Genomic DNA, 20,424 nt, shown 5'->3' with positions numbered 1-20,424 from the left:
CTGACTGACGTTATTTTTTGTCCGCTTATTAACGATGGAGCATCATTGTGAGTAATGACCAGAAAAAACTCATTTCACTGACGCTGGAAGCGCTCAGACCGTTTGATCTCAATCCCCGGATTAACCGTAATCCTGCGTATGATGAAATTAAAGCGTCCATTCGCCAGCGTGGTCTGGAACATCCTCCGGTTATCACCCGGCGGCCTGATGAACCTTTTTATATTATCGCCAGTGGCGGTAATACCCGGCTGGAAATCCTGAATGAGCTCTGGCTGGAGACGCGGGATCAAAAATTCTGGAATATCGATTGTTATTATCAGCCCTGGGACACAGCTAAAAGCCTGGATGAGGGAAACCTTGACTGTTTGCTGGGGCATCTGATTGAGAATGAAAAAAGGGGAGCGCTGACTTTTATTGAGCGGGCTTTGGGCGTGCAACGTGCAACTGATATTTACCGGAAGATCCATATTCATTGTTCGCAAAATGAGCTGACAATGATGCTGGTACAGCAGGGCTATTGTGTTTCACAGCCTACATTGAGCGTGATGATTTCCACCATCCGGTATCTTTTACCCTATATACCCGATCAGTTGTATGGTGGCATGTCACGCACCACCATTAATCAGCTTCTGGCGCTGCGATCGCTTGCTGAGAAGTTCTGGGATGCCTTTACAGAGGCAACATCCGCTCCCTCCGGCCAGCCTTACCCTCTGTTTGAGGATGTGTTTGCTCTGGCGCTTTTCCATTTTGGCGATCCGGCAGCGGGTTTTTCTGTGAGCCAGGTTCAGGACGAGCTCACCGGGCTGATAAGCGAGAAACTGAACCTTCATTACAATGTCGTGGCGCTGGAGCTGGACACAGGAGCGCACAAACGCCGCGCTTTTTTTGGCGCCGAACCCGTTCCCGTATTACCGGATATCAGTGAGCAACGTCCCATTGAACTCAGCCCGACCGATAAAAAGATAACTGAAAAAAACAGCGTGGCCGAGCAGGAGGCCGCTGACACGGATGATGGTTATGTTTCCCCAGTAGCGGAACCTTGCCGGGAAGACAGCAGTACGGGTATGGATGAGCCGCCGCCCACGCAGCCTGCAACGTCATCAGCCAGCCGGAAAGACGACCTGACTGAAATAACCTCCGTAGATATTGATTCTGTGGCTTCCCTGATTGACCAGATGGCCTGGGAGCTTGCTGAGCGGGCAGGACTTGAATTTTTGATCTCACCAACCGGGAATGGCGTGTTTGACATTGCCGATCCGCCGTCCGGGCTCACCAACGAAGACAAAATTTACTGGCAGGCCCTCGCGTTTCTCGCCGGAAAACTACCCGGAAGTGCGATTATCTGGCGTCAGATGTTGATCGGTTCACCTCAGACGCCAGCCGGATTCAGCGACGCTACGCTGAATACCTTTTTTCGGTTGCTTGGCAATATCCGTTATCTCTACACACTGCAACGGCCGGAGGAATGAAACTATGAGCCAGTCACTTAATTATGCGATCCTGAACGATGCCCTGAATGCACTGAAGGAGGGGAATCTTCGCCGGTGCGAAGCTCTCGGTTTTACGTTTAATGAGATTGAAGCCATACGGCGACTGTCGGTGGATGAACTGACTGTCCTCAGCGATACAACAACCGGATTTGTTGATGTCAGCGTTCAGCATGATGTTCTGAGCAGGATGCTTGCCCGGGCGGGCCAGAAGGTACTTGAGGACCAGAGGATCACCCGGGCGGTCAACCTTGGAGGATCGATTGAGCTTCTTGGGCATTTTTTTGGTTTATCATCGGGGGAAGTCAGTATCCGACGGCGGATCTGCGGTACACAGATCCCTCAGGGCAGAACACGAATCCCTGATGAGGAAACCGATAAACAGATCTGGCTGGAATGGATGTCGCGCCGTCCGGACAATCTGATGTCCGTTGACGCACTGGATGCGATGATGGATATCACGGAGACGCTGTCGTCTATGACCAGAAACGGGGCATTATCATTGACGGTAGTCTGGAACCGGATCATGGCCTGTGAAAAAGACATTTCAGAGGGTGAACAGTTGCACCAGTAGTGTTTTTTCCCTGCTGTATGCGCTCTTTACTTTCGTTTTTTTGTAATCAATTGAATTTTAAATAAATATCAACACTGGCAAAGAAATGGTTTTGACCATTGCTCATTTGAGCGGAAATTGCCGGTTTCTATTCAGGCCTGAATAGAAATCGGCTCTTTTATATCAACCCCCATCATTTGATTTGTTTTACCTATCAATCAGGAAGGGCTCAGGTTCCGTCGAAAGTGCCTGCGTTCGGACTGCCTGCATAACTGATAATCTCCAGCCCGTCATTCTGGTTTCATATTGTGAGTCAACCGCCCACTCACCATGATCAGCACTTCGTGTATCACAAACGGAGTGTAATGTATGAACGAGAGCGAACAACAATTTAGTCTGACCAGTGGTCCGCTACGTAGCTCCATCATTATTGAGCTTCATACCCATCATGCCACACAGGCCTGGGTGGGGCGTCTGCCTAATCGTGACGAGAATATTTACGGCATCATCGGGGTCCCCCGCTTTATCACCATCATGAATGTCATTCGCCTTGATGCCCTGGCGGACAATCCTTATGCCGACATGTGGATGCTTTTGCTTGAAGAGCGATTGCAGACCGCCCGTGAAGGGATGAATGCGCTGACCGACAGCATGCAAAGTGTGTTTGACAACGTACCGGAGATGATGACGGTGGAAGGTACAGCCAGTATTAAACCCGCCCGCTTTCCTGTTTTTGCCTCAACTCAGCTTGGTTTTATCGCCGTTTATCTTCTCACCGATTTTGACAGCCTGATGCGGAAGGCTCTGCTGGCACATCATATGGCCCTGCTGACACGCGCAGAGATGAATGAACTGCGCCAGAAAGCGGGTAATTTTTTGCGCAGCATTCTCGTACAGGCCCAGAAATACCGCCGGATTGCCGTTACCCGTCAGGATATTCGGGAAGGAAATGCGCGTGCTGTAGCCGCTGCGGAGCAGGCCGGACCCGTGCCGGAAGATATTCTGGATGGGTCACGGCGTGCGGTTTATGCACCACCCCTGCGGCTGAGCGACGACAGCCCGGTGGTTGCGGTGGATAACCTCGCCACGCTGTCCGATGGTGCACCTGTCGGAGAGGAGCGTGATGATGAAGGCATTGCCTGAAAGCGGTCCTGGTTACCGTCCTCTGTCACCCAGAGACTGGCTTGCTTACGAAAGCTCGCTAAAAGGCCTTTTAAGGGTAAGGGAGCCGCAGGCTCTGGCGCGTTATGCGACAGAGGCGGAGGCGACCCTGCACCAGATACAGACGCTGATCCTGCATCGTTCCTGGCGCTGGCCGCTGCGATATCTTCCCCTGATGTTATGTCGTGGGCCAGCCCGATCTGGTGCAAACTTTCTGCGCTGGCGCAATCAGCAGAATACGCGTTCAGGCACGATGGCCTGGATGTCGCTGATGGAGATGCCGGACTGTCCGGCAGCAGTACGTGAGGCGCTGCATGCGATTGAACGTGACAGGATCATGTTCAACATGCAGATGTCGGTAATGACCTTTATTTTGCGCCAGATCCGGGAATGTCGCGCAAAAATGACGGATGCCCGCCTGGTAATGGCATCGGTATCTGCCTGCAACAGCAACAGACGAGGTACATGAATATGGCCCAGCGTGGTTTAAATAAAGTCTCCCTGATTGGCTTTGTCGGTCAGGATCCGGAAGTGCGTTACACTCAGGATAAGCAACCTGTCGCCGTTTTTTCCGTGGCAACCGGGGAGTCCTGGAAAGATAAAGCGACGGGAGAAACCAAAGAACGGACACAATGGCACCGGGTGGTGGTGTACAACAGACTGGCGGAGATTGCGGCAACCCATCTGAAAAAAGGGACACAGGTCTATCTTGAGGGGCGCCTGCAAATCCGGAGGTGGACAGATAATCTGGGAGCTGAACGGCAGTCAACGGAAGTGGTGGTGGATATTAATGGCACATTACAAATGCTGGGCACTAAACCGGTATCAGAAAATACAGCTGAGCCGGAATTACCTTTTGGGGATAATGAACCGGCTGAATAACCGTTTATTCATCACGACATAATATATCAAAGGGTGCCTGATTTCATCAGGCACCCTTTTTTTAAATCTCACAAGTGAGTCAGGAATAAATCCCTGTCAGTGAAAGTGTTTTTTGTGGAAAATATTTTATGGTGGCATGCCTGGAGGCGGCGGTATTTACTGTGCTGGCATATGTACCATTGTAAATGGTGCCTGGTAATGCAGGCTGAGAGTTACCCACGGTATTACTGTGATGCCTGACCCTTTAAACACCTGTGACGACTGGAAACAGGTAGTGCAGACAATATTGCATCTGTCATTATGGTATTAACGTCTGACAGGATAACTTTATGAATTATGCAAATAATGAGGTATTGCGGCAGGATATTGCCCAACTCAGTAATAGTATGAAGGCACTGGAACTGCAATTGAAAAGACTCGAGCGAAAATATCGCTGGAACAGTGACAATTTATCATAGGCACTGGCAGGGCAGTTATTACGCCAGGCGGTCAGTCAGTACCAGACTGTGTATAAACAGATATGGGAACTGGACCTGATCTTTTTTGACTGACCCTTCCCGCTAACGTCAGGGGATTTCGCCATTCACTGAGGATTATGTTATGCATCATGAAATTAGTGTGCTGTTTATCGCCGAAACACTTATTCCTGTTATTCAGGAAGCACGTCAGAATAGGTGTGATATTTACCTGGTCAAAGATGATGGCCTGTATATGATGGCTGAGGAGGGGGAGATCCTTCCGGATACCGGACGACGACGGGTGGCCTATGCTGTTGGCTTTAATCCGGCGATTGTCGCATTTGATGAGTGGTATCACTCACTGCACGATATTTGTGGCGGCGATGATTTTGCTGAGACGCTTCAGGCAGACTCACGGATATTCGATCTGGTGGTAAAACACCATATCAATCTGAAGATTGAGTTTACGCCGGAAGCCTTCAGTATCATCCCTGTGACGCCCTGATAAAAATCCCCTGTGCAGTTCTGGCAGGGGATTTTTTTTATTGTATATAGATGAAAATTTTCCCTGAAATAAATATCGGTACAAATTCTCTGTTTTTCGTTTTTCTGACGAAAACAGTTTTGCCTGTCAATACATATCCAGCTGTTATTTACTGTGCCGGCTATATCCATCCGTGTGATGGCCTTTTAGACAGCCTGGCTGAAAGTTGTCCACACTGCGGTGTGATGCCTGCCCTTTGATCCCCGAGACGACTGAAACGGGGACTGTACCTGAGGTACCTGTCGTAATGATTACATCCTTTTTCATTCATCCCGTCGGGAGCGTTTCCCTCCCGGGAAGCGCTCCGTATCTTATATTCCGGAGATAATCATGAATACTGAACGTTCATATTTTGATCTGCATACCCGTGGTATTGGTTATGTCAATCGTCTGCGTACCGTCACGCCTAAAAAGAGCAATCCGTTTATGGCCTGTACTATTGCGGCATTGCACGGGGAAACCCGTGCGCCGGAATACACGTATATCGATGTTCGCGTGTATAACGACAAAGCCTGCGAATTACTGGAAAGATGCCAGGAGGCGCTGGAAAATAAGCAGAAAGTGCTGATCGGTTTTACTGTCGGTGATATTTATCCCGAGAGTTTTACCTATGAGAAAGGTGAGAAAAAAGGGTTGACGGGCTGCAGTATTAAAGGCCGTCTGATCAGGATCTCGATGATTAAAATTGACGGGCACGAGGTGTACCGCGAAAACGCGGCAACACGTCAATCCGCTGATACCAACGCCAGCGCGGATGCTGCTGCTCGTACTGAATCAGAGGCTGGAGCCGACGCCTGACCCCTCTTTTGATCTCGCCGGAGAAGAATGCCCTTGGGCATATATTCTCCGACTTCTCTTTTTCTGGCTACAGGATGCAAACCCATGACAGCAACAACTCAATCGCCGGTTATTCTGCCCGGTAAACTGGTCATTAAAACCATCAACGGACGCAATGGTGCGTTCAATGTCGGTCTGCTGGAAACATCCATTGGTAGTTTTTCAGTCAAAGACCGGGAGCTGGAGCAGTACTCTGCCGGTGTTTATCAGGGGCAGTTCGTTATCGGTCGCATTTTTATGCATGCATGGACCTATGGTGCCAATTCGGGTACGGAGATCCGCGCCCGGCTGGATGCAATGACCATCGAAACCAATGACTCGCTGAACCCGGGAGATGAACAGAAGCTGGTGCCGCCCGTGCATGATCCTCTTGATGAGGAGGTCGGTGTGACCGAACAGCCTGTATCAACCTCACCGTCCACGACTTCTGCCGTAGCAGAGGGCAATAAGGCGACATCTGTTACACCTGCAGTCCCTGAAAGGGGTAAACGCTCTCCGTATCCGTTTACGGTGCCGACCCCTGCTGAGCAGGAAAGCGGCGACCAGGCGCTGTTCAGTGAGCTATGGCCGCTCGGTGATATCGTCAGACTTGATGCGACAGCACCGCGACAGGTGTTACGTCAGCAGAAGGCGCGTCTGAGCCAGTTGGGTTATGGCTTTAACGCACAGGAGCAGCATTTCGTCAAAGCCGACGGCGTGGCATTGCCTGAGCCAGAAGCGGAGCCTGTGCTGCACTAATGTACTGATTTCATTCACCCACTGTCGGGTTTTCCCGGCAAGGAAGCCCGCCTTTACCAGAGGTATTTTCAATGAACTGGGCTTATCTGCATCACTCTCGTGCTGCCCTTATCCGGCTGCTGACGGAAACTGAAGACAATGAACATCTTCGTTTTGAAACGTTACGGTACGCACTGCGTGACAACGTTTTGTTGTCCGTGGTGCGGATCACCACAAAAGATGAGACTTCCACGTCTGGTGCAGGTGCAACGGTTACGCTGCTCCAGTGTTATGTGCTGTGTCAGGCTGAAAAAAAAATGGGGATACAGGGCGATGAGCGAAAGCGATGGTCTTTTACATTATACCTGCCCGCTGTGCTATCTGCGTCTGGCACCGGAACGTTCTGCTGTCTGGCGTGAACAGGTGCTGAGATGTCATCAGGCGAATGGCAGCCGATAATGATCAACAGGCTGTGTTCTGAACTGAACCCATAACCACACCATCACCACCCGCTGCCGGGTTTTCCCGACAGAGGAAAACCCGCATGCATTACATGAGGAGTTTTCCATGGGCTGGTCGTTTACATATATATCACGCGATGATCTTGTCCGGTCGCTGATCGCACCACAACAAAACAGATATCTTCATCGCAGAGTGCTGACTTACGCTCTGCATGACAATGTTTTGTGGCTGCTGGTGCGTATCACTGCCAGAGCGGATACGCCAGTACTTGCTGCCGGTGGTTCTGTTACACGGATCCATTGCCACGTACTGCAATGTGCTTCGGGGATGTGGGGTTACAAACCGCTTCGTGAAACCGATGCGCCGCACTATTACACCTGTCCGATGAGCGCACCACTGCTGTCTGTTCTGTGGCATTCGCATACCCGATTGATGGGACTGGCGCGGGAGGTTATGGCATGAATACCCTTCTGACGCTGACTGATGTTCCCAACATTATGGCCGATGGCTATCTTTGTGATGAGCGTCGCTCGCTGCTGTTTCTCTCCGTCTGGGGCAGGGATACAGCCATTCAGGAATTGCTGGGCAGGTTGTCGCTCAAAAACGACGAAGGGTTGTCGCAGCTCATGCTGATGGATGATGCGCTTCATGAGCATCTGCTGTTTCCGGGCGATACGGATAATCTCGACAAACGCACTTCGCGCCATCAGCGAACCCGCTTTGGCACCCTCATCCATCTGTGGTTGTTTGATAAGCGCTGCCTCACGCCTGACAGGGCGAACGGGCAGGCGTTTATGCTGCCACCACCGGATGATCCTCACTGGCACGACAGGGCCTGGACTCTGCTCAGGGAGACCACCTCATTGCCGTTGCTCGATCACTGGCAGGAGAGGGTTCTGGCCTATCTTGATACCGCACAGATGCTGACTCCGGTGCATGGCTTCGGTGCACTCACCGGCTGGCAGCTATCACTCGACACGCCCGCGCTGACGGACTTTATCAGTCGTTCAATCAGAACGGGTGAGCTGCGTATTGTGGCTCAGGCATCCGGTGTTAATGCTTACCCGCGTGTCGCCTGACACCGACAGCACGGACGCATCCCTCGTGGATGCGTCCGGCATTTTCTCTAAAGCCAACTCTTATAAGGAGTATCCCTATGGCGCTGATGTTCCCCCGCCTTGCGCGCAACTTTGTGCGCAACGGCTATTTCCCGACCGATGAATCCACGTTACTTCGCATCCTGGCGGCACTGACCCCGGATGTACCGGGAGAGCTTCGTATCCTTGATCCCTGTGCGGGTGAAGGCGTGGCGGTAACGGAAATTGCCTGTCATCTGGGCAATGAAGCCCTGGCGTATGCCGTTGAGTATGACGCAGAGCGCGCTGCGCCACTATGGCTGATGTGACGCTGCACAGTGACCTGATGGATACGGTGATGTCGCAGCAAGCGTTCTCTCTGCTGTTTCTCAACCCGCCTTACGGTGACCTGGTTAAAGGCAACAGCACTGACCGGGAAGAGAAAGGCCGCGGTCGCCTGGAAAAGCAGTTTTACCGGCGCGCCGTGGACTGCCTCATGTACAACGGCATTCTGGTGCTGGTTATTCCGTACTACACCCTGGATAAAGCATTTTGTGGCTGGATCGCAAACGGCTTTACCGATGTGCAGGTGTTCGCCGCTGAAACCGACCAGTTTAAGCAGGTTGTGATTTTTGGCCGGCGGATCCGCCAGCATCAGCAGAAGGCTGAAGATATCAGGGATGTTTTTCAGACCCTGATGGCAATTGGCAGGGGCGATGAGACTGCGGTGTCACTCCCTCATATCTGGTCGCTGCCGTATCGCGTTCCTGTGGTGCGTCAGCCGCTGAAACACTTCTACCGGGTCACGCTAGAGCCATCGCAGCTTGCGGATGAAATCCGCCAGGTGCAGGGACTCTGGCCCGTCCTCGCTTCAACGGTGGGCGTTCAGCCTCAGTCTCCCCGTCCGCCAGCCCGACGTCTGTCACGCTGGCATCTTGCGCTGGCGCTGGCTGCAGGTGCGATAACCGGGGTGATCATCTCACCCGGAGGTCGCGCGTTGGTGGTTCGGGGTGATACCTACAAGGTAAAAGACCGCAGGACCACCTTTACCGAAGACGACGACGGCAATATCAGCGAAACCATCGTTCTGACCGATCGTTTTGTACCGGCGATCTCCGCCTGGGACATGACGCCGGATTCGGCGACGTTTGGTGAACTGCTGTCCATTCGCTGAGCTGAACATAACTGTCGTTCATGACTGAACAGGAGAAATACCATGACGAAGAAGACGATCCACATCACACCCGCAGTGGCGTTACTGATGGCGGAAGGGCTTGATTTGACTCCTTATTTGATTCGCCACTTCGGTGGTGACCGGGGGGAGGTCACGGAGGCGGAACAACGCAAAAACCGTGAGTCACTTCGCACCGACCAGGTGCTGTCGATCTATACCGTCACGCCCCGTATCACGCTGTGGGTAACCACCCGGGCGGGTAAAACCCTTGTGATGCTGTCGCAGGCATAAGCTTCACTTCTCTTTCTCACCCATGCGGGACAGCCTTCCCGCCGGGGAGTGGTCTGTCCCTTTTTTAAGGAATAAGACCATGACTGATACTTTCGCTCCTTCCTCAGCGCCGGTTTCCACTGCGGACTTTCTGCCCCTCAATGATTTTATTGAGGAGTTTGGCGACAGCCTGCTGGAGACCCTCAACCGTTCCCTGCCGCCGGTGTATGACGGCACCCCGGATTTGCGCCGCCAGGCGGTGATGGAGGCGCTCACGCGCAAACCCTTTGCTGCTCAGGCTGAGGTCATTCAGGCGGTGGCAAAATTGCTGGTTGACCGCAATGAACATGCCGCCATCATCAACGCGGAAATGGGGACGGGCAAGACGCTGATGGCGATTGCCACGGCTGCCGTGTTGTACCCCGAAGGCTACCGTCGCACACTGGTACTCTCGCCGCCCCATCTGGTGTACAAGTGGCGGCGTGAAATCCAGCAGACGGTGCCCGGTGCGCGGGTCTGGGTGCTGAATGGCCCTGATACGCTGCTCAAACTGATGCTGCTGCGTGAACAACTGCATGTTGCCGCCACCGGTCCGGAGTTCTTTGTGCTGGGCCGGGTCAGAATGCGGTTGGGTTATCACTGGAAACCGGCCTTTGCGCTACGGCGGCAGGGGGCATTTCACTTTGGTGTCTGCCCGGACTGTGGGCAGCGTATCCGGGATGCGGACGGTAACTGGCTACCGGCAGAATCGCTTCGTCATGAAGAACGCCCGCGCAAATGCCCGGATTGTGGTTCGCCATTGTGGGCGCTGATGCGCCCGCATACGGTCTCCGGGGATTTGCAGTCGGTGATGGTCAGCAAGGCACTGAAGCGGATCCCGACCATTGGGGATGCGACAGCAGGCCGACTGAAATCCACCTTTGGCGATGCCTTTCTGGCCTCAATGCTCGGCGATAACGTCCATGAGTTCATCAATCTGATGGATGGCGATGGTGAGCTGGTGTTCTCTGACCGCCAGGCACAGCGCATGGAGCGGGCAATGGGCAACATGGAGTTTGGCTTTGGCGAGGGAAATTATCAGGCCAGTGAATTCATCAAGAAATATCTTCCCAGAGGTACCTTTGACCTGATGGTGGTGGATGAATCGCATGAGTACAAAGGGGGCAGTTCGGCACAGGGGCAAGCCATGGGCGTACTGGCCTCACAGGCCCGCAAGGTTCTGCTGCTCACCGGTACGCTGATGGGCGGTTATGCTGACGATATATTTTTCCTTTTATTCCGTGTTCTCACGAAGCGGATGCTGGAGGAAGGGTATTGTCCGGGGCGTAACGGCAGTCTGAATGCCGCAGCCATGCAGTTCATGCGTGACCACGGTGTGCTCAAAGAAGTGATGTCTGAGCATACCGGCGATGCGCATAAAACCGCAAAGGGCAGAAAAACCTCGGTGCGCGTCTCAAAGGCTCCGGGTTTTGGCCCGGCAGGTGTGCTGCGCTGCCTGCTCCCCTGGACGGTGTTTCTCAAACTGAGCGACCTCGGGCACGGCATTTTACCGTCGTATACCGAAGAGTTTCGTGAGGTGGAGATGACGCCTGAGCAGCAGGGGGAGTTCCGTTCGTTGTCGGATTCCCTGACCACAATACTGCGCCAGGCACTGGCAAAACGCGATACCACTCTGACAGGCGTGGTGTTGAATGTGCTGCTGGCCTGGCCGGAGTGTTGTTTTCGTGCCGAGACGGTAAAACATCCGCGTACCCGCGAAACGCTGGCCTTTGTGCCTTCGATGTTTGGTGATATGCAGCCGACGCCCAAGGAAGCAGCGCTGACCGCGCTGTGTCTGGAGGAGAAAGCCGCAGGCCGTAAGGTACTGGCTTATTCCATTTACAGCGGGACGCGGGACACCACCTCCCGACTGAAAAATCTGCTGACACAGGCCGGGCTGAAAGCCGCAGTTCTGCGTGCCAGTGTCTCCCCGGAACAACGAGAGGACTGGGTGGCAGAGCAGGTGGGCCGGGGTGTGGACGTGGTGATCACCAATCCGGATCTCGTTAAAACCGGACTCGATCTGCTGGAGTTTCCGACCATCGTGTTTCTTCAGACGGGTTTCAACGTCTATACGCTGCTGCAGGCGGCCCGCCGTTCGTGGCGTATCGGGCAGACAGAGCCGGTCAGGGTGATATTCCTGGGCTATGCCGGCAGTTCACAGATAGCCTGTCTTGACCTGATGGCCCGAAAAATCGCGGTAGCGCAAAGCGCTGCCGGGGATGTCCCGGAGTCGGGGCTGGATGTGCTCAACTCGGACGGGGATTCGGTGGAAATTGCGCTGGCGAAGCAACTGCTTGCCTGAGCATGCCGCATTTCCTGTTTTCCTTTCTTCCTGCATTCATGAATGACCCACTCATGGCGGTTTCTGCTCAGGCAGAAACCGTCTTCATCACATCTTAATCTGTATCGATTAATGAGGAGCAACAGATGAGTATTTCTGTGACTGACCACGCCGGTAGTGGTGCGGAGTTTGAACATGACCGGATCATCGCTGAGCATCAGGCCTATATCATTGATGCGCTGATCTGCGAGTTTGATGAAAAGGTGACGTTCTGGATGGTGGACTGCGGCCATGACGAGGGGGAAATCCGTCGCTATCGCTGGTCTGAAATCGGCTATACCGCACGACACCTGTACCATCCATCGCTGGTGGCATTTGCGAAAAAAGTGGCCTGGACGCATATCTGAGTCGGTGACGTAATTTCTGTAACGACAAAATCAGTTTTGTGTATTTATCCGGCACAGGCATTCCTATGCTGGCGGGGCAGTTCTCTCCCGTCAGACATGGGTTCTCAACCCGTTCGGGCATCATCCTCTGATGCCCGTTTTTTTTAAACGGAGTGTCGATGAAACTCTTCTTATGTGAAAAGCCTTCCCAGGGGCGGGATATTGCCCGCGTACTGGGGGCGACCCGAAAAGGGGACGGTTGCGTTACCGGAAACGGAATTATCGTGACCTGGGCATTTGGTCATCTGCTGGAAATGGCCCCTCCTGAACACTACGATGCAAAATACAAAAAATGGACACTGGCTGATTTGCCTGTTATTCCGGCACGATGGCAATTACAGGTGAAACCGGAGGCGAAAAAGCAGTTTGCGATTATTCGTAAACTGCTTAAAAAAGCGCAGTCGGTGGTGATTGCCACCGATGCCGACCGCGAAGGGGAAATGATCGCCCGTGAAATTCTGGAGGCATGTCAGTACCGCGGCCCGCTCTCGCGGCTGTGGCTATCTGCCCTGGATGATGCCAGTGTTCATAAGGCGCTGAGCGAGATCAGGGCCGGGGGATCCACCGAAGCGTTGTATCAGGCCGGGCTGGGGCGTGCCAGAGCTGACTGGATGGTCGGCATGAACCTGAGCCGGCTGTACACTCTCAAAGGCCGCAAGCCAGGCGAAAAGGGGGTCTGTTCCGTGGGGCGTGTCCAGACGCCAACGCTGCGCCTCATTGTTGAGCGTGATCAGGAGATAGCGAATTTTGTCCCCCGGGATTACTGGACACTGAAGGTTATGCTGGGGGCGGGTAACAGTACCACCACATTTCAGGCGGACTGGCTGGGGCCGGAAGCCGTGTGCGATGAGGAAGGGCGCTGCATTCGTGTGGATGCTGCACAGCAGGCGGCCAGTGACATTCGCCAGACGGCCTGCGCCCGTATCACCAGCACAGAGATAAAACGGGTGAAAGTGTCAGCACCTCTGCCTTTTGACCTCGGCACACTGCAACAGTACTGTTCAAAAAAATGGGGCATGGGGGCGCAGCAGGTTCTGGATATCGCGCAGTCGTTGTATGAAACCCACAAAGTCACCAGCTACCCGCGCACCGACTGTGGCTATCTGCCGCTGTCAATGCTGAGCGGGGCACCGGCGATACTGCACGCCATAGCGACGGGCATACCGGATTTTAAGCCGTGCCTTGCTGCCTGCAATACACAGCAAAAGAGTCGTTCCTGGAATGACGGTAAAATCACCGCTCACCATGGCATCATCCCGACGGCGAGGCCGGCTGATAGCAGCAGAATGTCGGATGATGAGCGCCGGGTGTATGACCTGATTTGCCGACACTATATTGCGCAGTTTTTACCGGTGCATGAGGCTGACAGCACCGAGATACAGCTTACCTGTGGCAGCCACCGTCTTATTGCGCGTGGCAATGTGGCCGTGGTGTCGGGCTGGAAACAGGTACTCAACGGGGGAGACGAGTCTGTTATGGATAACCAGACGCTGCCTCACCTGACTGAGGGAACGATGTGTCCGGTCACCGGTGCAACGGTGACACCACGCAAAACCCGGGCACCGGAGCACTACACCGAAGGTACCCTGATTGCGGCCATGAAGAATGCCGCCCGGTTTGTGACTGATGAGCGTCTGAAGCAACGCCTGAAAGACAGCGCCGGGCTTGGCACCGAAGCCACACGGGCAGGGATCATTGAAACGTTGCTTAAGCGTGGCTATATCCGCAGACATAAGCGCCATCTGATCGCCACCGAGAGTGCCGCACGATTGATGGTGATGTTACCGGGTATCGTAAAAGATCCGGGGATGACCGCTCTGTGGGAGCAGGCGCTGGATGAGATTGCCGCAGGCAAACTGTCGCTGGCGGTGTTTTTACAAAAACAATCGGCCTGGATAACGGCAATGGTGGCGCAGTCTGCAGGTCAACGAAATGGATAAACTGAGTCCGTTTAAGGCTCTGCTCAGGGTGATTTTCTTGTGTCTTTTCAGGATATTGATATATTGACTGGCGGGACATGTTGGCTGGTGCCTCCTGGTCAACAGCCCGGTTTCGCGCTACATTTTTGATAGGTTATCTATGCTCCCTTCGCGCCAGCCATGACGGCTGGCTTTTTTTGCTGATAATTCAGTTATCCGGACGATGTTTTTTCCTTTGCAAGAAAATCAGTTATATGCGGAAAGCCGCTGACAGTAGTTGCATACTGAGCGGACAAGGCTGATGTCAATTCTGCCCTGTGCCGGGGCCGACCGGCAACCAAACGGAGCCTTTTGTGCGAAAGCGCCATGTCATAGATCCGTGGCCTCGTAAGCGGATCGGTATGATCAGCATGATCATATTCGGGGCAGACTTTCACATTATCTTTATCTTTCCGGTCAATGCCGCCAGCGCCCCATGTGGGAGCTTTCCTTTTTATACCACAGTACATTTTCACTCGCGGAAGAGGGGGGCAGGCCGCATTATGCTGCTTCGTCTTAATCCTGCTGATCGTGAGGTGCGATGACCGAAAAGAAAAATGAACGACCACTGCGTTGCGGGCAGTGTCAGCGTCTGCTGGCCATCGCCGGCGCATTTACGCATCTGCACATCAAGTGTCCGCGCTGTAAAACGCTTAACCATTTTACCCACAGCCGCTGAGCTGTCTGCCCGAATGCCTCAGAGCATCCCCACCTTTCCGGAGGGGAATGATGACCAACAAAATATTCACTTATGGTTCTGTCTGTAGCGGTATTGAGGCCGTCAGCGCTGCCTGGCATTCGCTGCTGCTCACCCCGTTGTGGTTCAGTGAGATTGACCCGTTTCCATCTGCAGTGCTGAAACAGCGCTGGCCGCGGGTCCCCAATCTTGGGGATATGACAACCCTTGCGCAGCGGATAATGGATGAAGAAATCCGGGCCCCCGATATCCTGGTCGGGGGAACCCCCTGCCAGAGCTTTAGTATTGCGGGTCTGCGCCATGGGCTGGCGGACAGTCGCGGACAACTGACAATTGCTTTTGTGGAGCTTGCCGATGCGATCGACAAAAAACGCAGCGAACGCGGAGAATCACCCTGTCTCATCATCTGGGAAAATGTGCCCGGTGTACTCAGCAGCAAGGACAACGCGTTCGGCTGCTTTACTGGCGCGCTTGCCGGCGAAAGCTGTGCATTGCAGCCAACAGGGAAGCGCTGGACAAACGCGGGTTGTATTTATGGCCCCACACGCACTGTCGCCTTCAGACTGCTCGACGCTCAATTTTTCGGCCTGGCCCAACGACGCAAGCGTGTGTTTGTTGTCGCAAGTGCTCGAAATGACATCAATCCCGCCGAAATATTATTTGAGTGGGAGAGCGTGCGCCGGCATTCTCCGCCGGGCCGGGAAAAGGGGAAAGAAACTGCCGGAAATGCTGGCGCTGGCATTGCAAACTGTAGTCACTGGGATGGTGCAGAACACCCCCACCCGACGCTGACCCAGTCTTTCAATACCGGGGGAATTGGCCAGTCCGGGCAGGAACTTTTCAGTCAGCGTGGCGCCGGGATCGTGATGGGGAGCACCGGTATTGATGAGGAGAACAACGCCAGCGATGAGCTTTTCGGGACGCTGAAAGCGCACGGGAGTTGCGGTTTTCAGGGGGCGGTGATATCCCGGTCCGTAAACGGTGATATCACCCATGCTCTGACCGCGGCAGGACGCGGTGGCAGTGAAGACGGTACCGGGCGTGGTACTCCCGTCATCAGCACTTTTCGGATGCAGGCTTTCGGCGAATACAGCGGTGATAATACGGCATACACCTGTAAAGCGCGCGATGGCAGGGGGGCAACAGATCTGGCTGTGATATCAGCCAGCCATTCAGCAGAAAACACCGACAGCACTGGCGGCAACCGCAACGGTAACGCACCGGAGCATGGCGTGCATACAGAAACCCCACCCTGCGGTCAGGCAAGCGCCTTCAAAGCCGGCCAGGGGGCGAAAGCCCGTGGTATCGGTTTTGCTGAGGAGCAGTCACCGACACTGACCAACGCCAGCAGCGGCTCTTGTCTGGCCCCGGCGGTATTGCTCCAAGCTGCTGAGGCTCACCCGGGGATGGCCTTTGCGCAGAATACCCGGGATGAGGTGCGCTACGAGGGGCATGACGGACAGATTTCTGGTGCAGTTTGCGCGATGCCAGGTGCCAGACAGACCACACACTGGTGCGGGGGGGATTTGGCCGTTCGTCGTCTGCTCCCGGTGGAGTGTGAGCGGCTCCAGGGTTTTCCGGCTGCCGGACTGGTCTGCACTGTCACAGTGATGCCTCCGGAAGAGACCGTATCATCGCAAACAGTGGTGCCTGTTCTGATGCATATCCATGTTGATGCGGAACTCAGTATACTGCGTCTCGAGCGGTCATCCTCGTATAGCGTGCCTGGCGGAAGCCATAACGAGACGGCGTGTCAGCAATTACCTGCTGCCAGCGGGGACATGATACGGCTAATCACGCTGATGCTGACGGAGATGGAAAGGGTGATGTATGACCGCTCTGAAATGATAAAGCCTGTGTTTTCCTTCCGGCTTCAGCGCGGAGACGGGCATTACGCCGTCTGGCTGTCCGGGGGAACACATGAGGCGGGTATGCCCTGTGAAAGAGACCTGGCATTCAGGGTGAAAAATATGCTTCAGGCCACGTCGCGCAGACAAAAACGAGCCCGGCCTGGCGTTCCGGATTTGCCCTTACTGTTTCGCATGGTGGCTGAAATGGCAGAGGTGCTGCTTGCTGATGAGCGTCAGGATGGGCTGGCATGGGCTTTTACCCTCGACATGCGCAGGGGGTATACGCAAATACCCTGGCGCGGAAAATGCGCCCTCGACTGTCCGGATGGCCCGCGCTATAAAGCGCTGGGTAATGCGATGGCGGTTCCGGTTATCCACTGGCTGGGCAAGCGGATTTACCGGGTCTTCTGCTCTTTGGATTAATGTTGTACCGCCTGCTGTCGCAGGCGGCATTACCTTTGATGCACTTCGCAAAGAAAGCGCATTATGTACCGTGTCGTTGAACCGCCCCATTGAATAAGCATCATCCTGTCAGTCAGCGGAATTTATTTCAGGTTTAAGTATTGCCTGATACCAGCCATCCTCTGTTGATGCCAGGGTGAACGCCAGCCCGTTACTGCAGAACAGAGCTTCTGCCGGGTTTTGATCACCTGTCACCAGGAACACCACCTCACCCACCAGTTTTCCTTCCTGGGAGAACTGTGCCTGCAGCTGTGATTTTCTGACCAGCAACGCATCCGTCCCCTGATACTCTTCCCGCAGTGCCTTCGTTTCCCATTCAGCATCACTGACCACCGCATTTATCCAGCCCTGCGCACGCAGTTGCTCGATGACATAAGTCAGCCGGAATAAGTCCGACTGTTCTTTCAGCGGCTCGCTACAGGACTGCCAGAGATAATCCAGTCGCTGCTCAAGGTTAGCCGCAGGACCCTTTCGCCGCGCCAGGTCCAGCAAAGCCGTGATATCCAGTGTGACCGTTTTCGGGAAACGTCTCTGCTTCTGTGCGGTAGCAAGCCAGCGGTTGAGAAAATAGTGTGTCATCAGTGGTGACGATGCCTGGCCTTCGTTGCGGGCCAGCTTAAGCGCAACCAGACCACACCATGCCAGATGGGCAAGATCGGTCAGGGATTGCGACGGTGGTACTGCTGTGGGCATTTTTTTCATAGGAAGGGAAGTATAACAGTCTGCAGGGCGGAATAAAGCTCACTTCTGTTGGCGAAAAAGAACAACCGTACACTGACGTTTTTCTTTTGTGGCCGGTACTCAATTCCCGGTTATTTTCATAAAGCCGACCTGATGTACTCCTCCGGTCAGCTGCCGGTACCGGCAGCCCGTTAAACCTCACTAACCGGAGGCTGATATGACCCACATGAACACTGAAACAGAATACTGGCTGCGTTTTTTGCACAATGCAGAAAAGCAGGCGGTACAGGGGATGTTACTGACTGCGCTTCAGCATGGATTTCAGTTGGATGACCTTTTGCAGCTTGCAAAACAATATGATACCAGTGCGGCAATGATGGAATATCGCAGCGGCGAGTGTGTTGTCAGCTACGCCACGGCGAATGGCTATGCGCAACAAAATTTTGGCCTGCGTTATGAGGAGGCAGTGGAGTTTGTGGAGCAGTTTGACGCCTGGTGGTATCTGTAATACCTGCCGTTGAGGCCTCACCGAGGGTGGGGCTTTTTTATCTCACTCCCTCAGTTGTTATGTTTCGTTTTTTGCCCGTGCAGAGTTTTACAGCGTTTTCGCAGCCGTTTTTTTTCATGCTGTCCCGGTTCAAGTTAACCGGAGAAGCGAAATGCCCGTATTGCGAATTTATCTCCCCGTTGCAGTGCTGATGCTGTCGGCCTGCACCGCCAGGCAGCCTGCCAGTCTGGTGACCCCCGTTACTGCCATGATCACCAGACCCGGCTCACCTTCACCTGCGGAAGTGGTGCATACCGCCCGTTACACGCTGGTGAACATCACACCGGATGAGGTATTACGTCAGCCTTTGCGCCAGATAACGCGGCATACCCTGCCGGCGACAAAGCGTCACTCCGCCAGCACGCGCGGGGACGCCCTGAGAGCCTGGCTGGCAGGAACCGGTTATGGTTTGTGTCTGCCGGTCAGCCGTGAGGCACGGGGACTTTTCAGCAGCCCCCTGCCAGAAGTATGGCGCAGCACCGGGCCAATGCGCGTTGAGAGTGCGTTGCAGGCAATCGCCGGGTCAGCCTGGAAGATGAGCACGGATGAACTCACCCGTACGGTCTGCTTTCAGCCTGTCATGCCGGGGATGGCTGAGGAGGTGGTGCAATGAAAACCTGTTCCTTTTATTCCCTTCTTTTGCTCCTGGGGATCAGTTTGCCGGCCAGCAGCGCAGACACGAGATCGGTTGCCACAACCCGAAGCACAGACGCCCCGCTCGGAAACGCATCCACAGCCTCGTTGTGGGGGCTCTCCTCCACGGAGTGGAGCCGTTACCAGCAACTGAAGCTGGGGGAGAGGGGGATCTGGTCACCTTCCCTCGATCCGCTCACCACACTCGGGGTGGAGGCGTCCAGCGACGCTGAGCGGCGAAAATATGCTGACATGCTGGTTGAGAAAGAATATCAGCGGGTAGAAAAAGAGCTGGCGTTTCAGCGGGCTTACGATGCCGCCTGGCAACGGCGATTTCCACAACTGACGCCCGTTTCGGCCGCGGTCACATTATCCGATATTCCGACCCACCAGCGTCTTGCCGTGTTTGTTCGTGAAAACTGTACGGCCTGTGATGCCCGTGTTGAAACGCTGCTCAAGACCGGCAACCCTCTCGATATCTACATTGTGGACAGCCGGAACGATGATACCCGATTACGGCGCTGGGCGTTGATTCATCGTATTGATCGCGCCCGCGTTGGCCGACGTGAGATCACGCTCAATCATGATGGCGGACGCTGGCTGCAATATGGGCAGGGCCGGATGCCTGCGGTGCTGGAGAAACAGGGGGATACATGGTTGTCCGTTTTCCGTTGATCCTTATTCTGGCAGGCGCTGTTGCGTTACCTGCCCAGGCATCCCGTGATGTGCCGGAAGGTTACCGAAGGGTGGCAAATCAGGCCGGGATCCCTGCACAAATTTTGTATGCCGTGGCGCTGACGGAAAGTGGTGCCCGTGTCCGGCAACATACCAGGCCCTGGCCCTGGACGCTGAATGTTGCCGGACAGGGATACCGTTATGCGACGCGGGAAAATGCCTGCCGGGCGCTACGGCAATTTTTGCGCACCACGGCACCACGGCGGATTGATGTCGGGCTGGGGCAGATTAATCTCGGCTGGAATGGTCACTATTTCAGTACTCCCTGCGACATGCTGGCACCGTATCTGAATCTGAATGTTGCGGCCAGTTTATTGCGACAGCGGTTTGAGCGATGGCAGAACTGGCAGGAAGCGGTAGGGCGTTATCACCGTCCGGCGGGAGGCAAACCTGCCCAGCGATATCGTCAGACGGTGTTCCGGCATCTTCGGGGCCTCTCCTCATAACTTCATGAAAATCTGAATGAATGAA

The 20,424-nt window shown here is 54.3% G+C and carries 22 protein-coding genes and 1 pseudogene; 22 read left to right on the top strand and 1 reads right to left on the bottom strand.

All coding sequences use genetic code 11. The features are described from left to right. Positions 1-47: 47 nt before the first annotated feature. From ACG0Z5_RS17520 to ACG0Z5_RS17435, 18 genes and pseudogenes are all read left to right on the top strand, one after another. Positions 48-1,469 carry a ParB family protein gene (locus ACG0Z5_RS17520; RefSeq protein WP_394449727.1) on the top strand — a complete coding sequence of 474 codons (1,422 nt, stop codon included), beginning with the start codon at positions 48-50 and terminating at the stop codon, positions 1,467-1,469. 4 nt (positions 1,470-1,473) lie between these two features. Continuing rightward, complete coding sequence (locus ACG0Z5_RS17515) at positions 1,474-2,061, top strand: DUF2857 domain-containing protein (RefSeq protein ID WP_394449725.1); 588 nt, start codon at positions 1,474-1,476, stop codon at positions 2,059-2,061. A gap of 348 nt (positions 2,062-2,409) precedes the next feature. Then, a complete protein-coding gene (locus tag ACG0Z5_RS17510; protein ID WP_394449723.1) occupies positions 2,410-3,183 on the top strand; it encodes a PFL_4669 family integrating conjugative element protein in 774 nt (257 codons plus the stop codon). Continuing rightward, the gene (locus ACG0Z5_RS17505; protein ID WP_394449721.1) at positions 3,164-3,670 is read left to right on the top strand and encodes a DUF3158 family protein; all 507 of its coding nucleotides are present in this window, start codon (positions 3,164-3,166) and stop codon (positions 3,668-3,670) included. The genes ACG0Z5_RS17510 and ACG0Z5_RS17505 overlap by 20 nt, the downstream gene beginning before the upstream one ends. Beyond that, positions 3,667-4,083, top strand: a complete 417-nt coding sequence (gene ssb, locus ACG0Z5_RS17500) for a single-stranded DNA-binding protein (RefSeq protein ID WP_394449719.1) — start codon at positions 3,667-3,669, stop codon at positions 4,081-4,083. Before ACG0Z5_RS17505 ends, ssb begins: the two co-directional genes overlap by 4 nt. Before the next feature lie 600 nt (positions 4,084-4,683). After that, on the top strand, positions 4,684-5,046 hold the full coding sequence (locus tag ACG0Z5_RS17495) for a DUF3085 domain-containing protein (RefSeq protein ID WP_394449717.1): 363 nt from the start codon (positions 4,684-4,686) through the stop codon (positions 5,044-5,046). A gap of 369 nt (positions 5,047-5,415) precedes the next feature. Continuing rightward, entirely contained in the window at positions 5,416-5,883 is a 468-nt protein-coding gene (locus ACG0Z5_RS17490) for an STY4534 family ICE replication protein (protein WP_394449715.1), read from the top strand. A gap of 84 nt (positions 5,884-5,967) precedes the next feature. Then, entirely contained in the window at positions 5,968-6,660 is a 693-nt protein-coding gene (locus ACG0Z5_RS17485; protein WP_394449713.1) for a DUF3275 family protein, read from the top strand. A gap of 71 nt (positions 6,661-6,731) precedes the next feature. Then, on the top strand, positions 6,732-7,058 hold the full coding sequence (locus ACG0Z5_RS17480) for a hypothetical protein (protein WP_394449711.1): 327 nt from the start codon (positions 6,732-6,734) through the stop codon (positions 7,056-7,058). A gap of 148 nt (positions 7,059-7,206) precedes the next feature. Next, a complete protein-coding gene (locus ACG0Z5_RS17475) occupies positions 7,207-7,563 on the top strand; it encodes a hypothetical protein (RefSeq protein WP_394449709.1) in 357 nt (118 codons plus the stop codon). Then, the gene (locus ACG0Z5_RS17470) at positions 7,560-8,180 is read left to right on the top strand and encodes a hypothetical protein (protein WP_394449707.1); all 621 of its coding nucleotides are present in this window, start codon (positions 7,560-7,562) and stop codon (positions 8,178-8,180) included. The genes ACG0Z5_RS17475 and ACG0Z5_RS17470 overlap by 4 nt, the downstream gene beginning before the upstream one ends. A 77-nt stretch (positions 8,181-8,257) precedes the next feature. Continuing rightward, positions 8,258-9,351 (top strand): annotated as a pseudogene (locus tag ACG0Z5_RS17465) (DUF6094 domain-containing protein). Positions 9,352-9,393: 42 nt separating this feature from the next. After that, positions 9,394-9,642, top strand: coding sequence for a hypothetical protein (locus ACG0Z5_RS17460; protein WP_394449705.1), 249 nt, complete (start codon positions 9,394-9,396; stop codon positions 9,640-9,642). 79 nt (positions 9,643-9,721) lie between these two features. Then, positions 9,722-11,965, top strand: a complete 2,244-nt coding sequence (locus ACG0Z5_RS17455; protein WP_394449703.1) for a DEAD/DEAH box helicase family protein — start codon at positions 9,722-9,724, stop codon at positions 11,963-11,965. A gap of 125 nt (positions 11,966-12,090) precedes the next feature. Continuing rightward, positions 12,091-12,351 carry a hypothetical protein gene (locus ACG0Z5_RS17450; protein ID WP_394449701.1) on the top strand — a complete coding sequence of 87 codons (261 nt, stop codon included), beginning with the start codon at positions 12,091-12,093 and terminating at the stop codon, positions 12,349-12,351. Between the two features lie 158 nt (positions 12,352-12,509). Next, on the top strand, positions 12,510-14,330 hold the full coding sequence (locus ACG0Z5_RS17445; protein ID WP_394449699.1) for a DNA topoisomerase III: 1,821 nt from the start codon (positions 12,510-12,512) through the stop codon (positions 14,328-14,330). 559 nt (positions 14,331-14,889) lie between these two features. Further along, on the top strand, positions 14,890-15,027 hold the full coding sequence (locus ACG0Z5_RS17440; protein WP_394449697.1) for a Com family DNA-binding transcriptional regulator: 138 nt from the start codon (positions 14,890-14,892) through the stop codon (positions 15,025-15,027). Positions 15,028-15,074: 47 nt separating this feature from the next. Next, entirely contained in the window at positions 15,075-17,318 is a 2,244-nt protein-coding gene (locus ACG0Z5_RS17435; protein ID WP_394449695.1) for a DNA cytosine methyltransferase, read from the top strand. Between the two features lie 108 nt (positions 17,319-17,426). Here the strand turns inward: ACG0Z5_RS17435 and ACG0Z5_RS17430 are convergent, their stop codons facing one another. After that, a complete protein-coding gene (locus ACG0Z5_RS17430) occupies positions 17,427-18,050 on the bottom strand; it encodes a DUF2913 family protein (protein WP_394449693.1) in 624 nt (207 codons plus the stop codon). Between the two features lie 205 nt (positions 18,051-18,255). Here ACG0Z5_RS17430 and ACG0Z5_RS17425 point away from each other — a divergent pair, with 205 nt between their 5' ends. The 4 genes from ACG0Z5_RS17425 to ACG0Z5_RS17410 all read left to right on the top strand — a co-directional run bounded on the left by ACG0Z5_RS17425 (position 18,256) and on the right by ACG0Z5_RS17410 (position 20,399). Continuing rightward, on the top strand, positions 18,256-18,546 hold the full coding sequence (locus ACG0Z5_RS17425) for a hypothetical protein (protein ID WP_394449691.1): 291 nt from the start codon (positions 18,256-18,258) through the stop codon (positions 18,544-18,546). A 151-nt stretch (positions 18,547-18,697) separates the two neighbouring features. Next, the gene (locus ACG0Z5_RS17420; RefSeq protein WP_394449689.1) at positions 18,698-19,198 is read left to right on the top strand and encodes a response regulator; all 501 of its coding nucleotides are present in this window, start codon (positions 18,698-18,700) and stop codon (positions 19,196-19,198) included. Beyond that, entirely contained in the window at positions 19,195-19,893 is a 699-nt protein-coding gene (locus ACG0Z5_RS17415; protein ID WP_394449687.1) for a TIGR03759 family integrating conjugative element protein, read from the top strand. Before ACG0Z5_RS17420 ends, ACG0Z5_RS17415 begins: the two co-directional genes overlap by 4 nt. Continuing rightward, positions 19,872-20,399 carry a transglycosylase SLT domain-containing protein gene (locus ACG0Z5_RS17410; RefSeq protein ID WP_394449685.1) on the top strand — a complete coding sequence of 176 codons (528 nt, stop codon included), beginning with the start codon at positions 19,872-19,874 and terminating at the stop codon, positions 20,397-20,399. The genes ACG0Z5_RS17415 and ACG0Z5_RS17410 overlap by 22 nt, the downstream gene beginning before the upstream one ends. Positions 20,400-20,424 lie beyond the last annotated feature (25 nt).

The sequence above is a fragment of the Scandinavium sp. M-37 genome (assembly GCF_043558715.1).
Lineage (GTDB): Bacteria > Pseudomonadota > Gammaproteobacteria > Enterobacterales > Enterobacteriaceae > Scandinavium > Scandinavium vulneris_A.
The sequence above is the reverse complement of the archived record's forward strand: the minus strand, read 5'-3'. Positions and strand labels throughout refer to the sequence as shown.

What these genes read in the sequence shown, in the direction of transcription:
- ACG0Z5_RS17515 (WP_394449725.1), top strand. Translation starts at nt 1,474, where the DNA reads ATGAGCCAGTCACTTAATTATGCGATCCTGAACGATGCCCTGAATGCA.
- ACG0Z5_RS17510 (WP_394449723.1), top strand. Translation starts at nt 2,410, where the DNA reads ATGAACGAGAGCGAACAACAATTTAGTCTGACCAGTGGTCCGCTACGT.
- ACG0Z5_RS17505 (WP_394449721.1), top strand. Translation starts at nt 3,164, where the DNA reads ATGATGAAGGCATTGCCTGAAAGCGGTCCTGGTTACCGTCCTCTGTCA.
- ssb (WP_394449719.1), top strand. Translation starts at nt 3,667, where the DNA reads ATGAATATGGCCCAGCGTGGTTTAAATAAAGTCTCCCTGATTGGCTTT.
- ACG0Z5_RS17495 (WP_394449717.1), top strand. Translation starts at nt 4,684, where the DNA reads ATGCATCATGAAATTAGTGTGCTGTTTATCGCCGAAACACTTATTCCT.
- ACG0Z5_RS17490 (WP_394449715.1), top strand. Translation starts at nt 5,416, where the DNA reads ATGAATACTGAACGTTCATATTTTGATCTGCATACCCGTGGTATTGGT.
- ACG0Z5_RS17485 (WP_394449713.1), top strand. Translation starts at nt 5,968, where the DNA reads ATGACAGCAACAACTCAATCGCCGGTTATTCTGCCCGGTAAACTGGTC.
- ACG0Z5_RS17480 (WP_394449711.1), top strand. Translation starts at nt 6,732, where the DNA reads ATGAACTGGGCTTATCTGCATCACTCTCGTGCTGCCCTTATCCGGCTG.
- ACG0Z5_RS17475 (WP_394449709.1), top strand. Translation starts at nt 7,207, where the DNA reads ATGGGCTGGTCGTTTACATATATATCACGCGATGATCTTGTCCGGTCG.
- ACG0Z5_RS17470 (WP_394449707.1), top strand. Translation starts at nt 7,560, where the DNA reads ATGAATACCCTTCTGACGCTGACTGATGTTCCCAACATTATGGCCGAT.
- ACG0Z5_RS17460 (WP_394449705.1), top strand. Translation starts at nt 9,394, where the DNA reads ATGACGAAGAAGACGATCCACATCACACCCGCAGTGGCGTTACTGATG.
- ACG0Z5_RS17455 (WP_394449703.1), top strand. Translation starts at nt 9,722, where the DNA reads ATGACTGATACTTTCGCTCCTTCCTCAGCGCCGGTTTCCACTGCGGAC.
- ACG0Z5_RS17450 (WP_394449701.1), top strand. Translation starts at nt 12,091, where the DNA reads ATGAGTATTTCTGTGACTGACCACGCCGGTAGTGGTGCGGAGTTTGAA.
- ACG0Z5_RS17445 (WP_394449699.1), top strand. Translation starts at nt 12,510, where the DNA reads ATGAAACTCTTCTTATGTGAAAAGCCTTCCCAGGGGCGGGATATTGCC.
- ACG0Z5_RS17440 (WP_394449697.1), top strand. Translation starts at nt 14,890, where the DNA reads ATGACCGAAAAGAAAAATGAACGACCACTGCGTTGCGGGCAGTGTCAG.
- ACG0Z5_RS17435 (WP_394449695.1), top strand. Translation starts at nt 15,075, where the DNA reads ATGATGACCAACAAAATATTCACTTATGGTTCTGTCTGTAGCGGTATT.
- ACG0Z5_RS17430 (WP_394449693.1), bottom strand. Translation starts at nt 18,050, where the DNA reads ATGCCCACAGCAGTACCACCGTCGCAATCCCTGACCGATCTTGCCCAT.
- ACG0Z5_RS17425 (WP_394449691.1), top strand. Translation starts at nt 18,256, where the DNA reads ATGACCCACATGAACACTGAAACAGAATACTGGCTGCGTTTTTTGCAC.
- ACG0Z5_RS17420 (WP_394449689.1), top strand. Translation starts at nt 18,698, where the DNA reads ATGCCCGTATTGCGAATTTATCTCCCCGTTGCAGTGCTGATGCTGTCG.
- ACG0Z5_RS17415 (WP_394449687.1), top strand. Translation starts at nt 19,195, where the DNA reads ATGAAAACCTGTTCCTTTTATTCCCTTCTTTTGCTCCTGGGGATCAGT.
- ACG0Z5_RS17410 (WP_394449685.1), top strand. Translation starts at nt 19,872, where the DNA reads ATGGTTGTCCGTTTTCCGTTGATCCTTATTCTGGCAGGCGCTGTTGCG.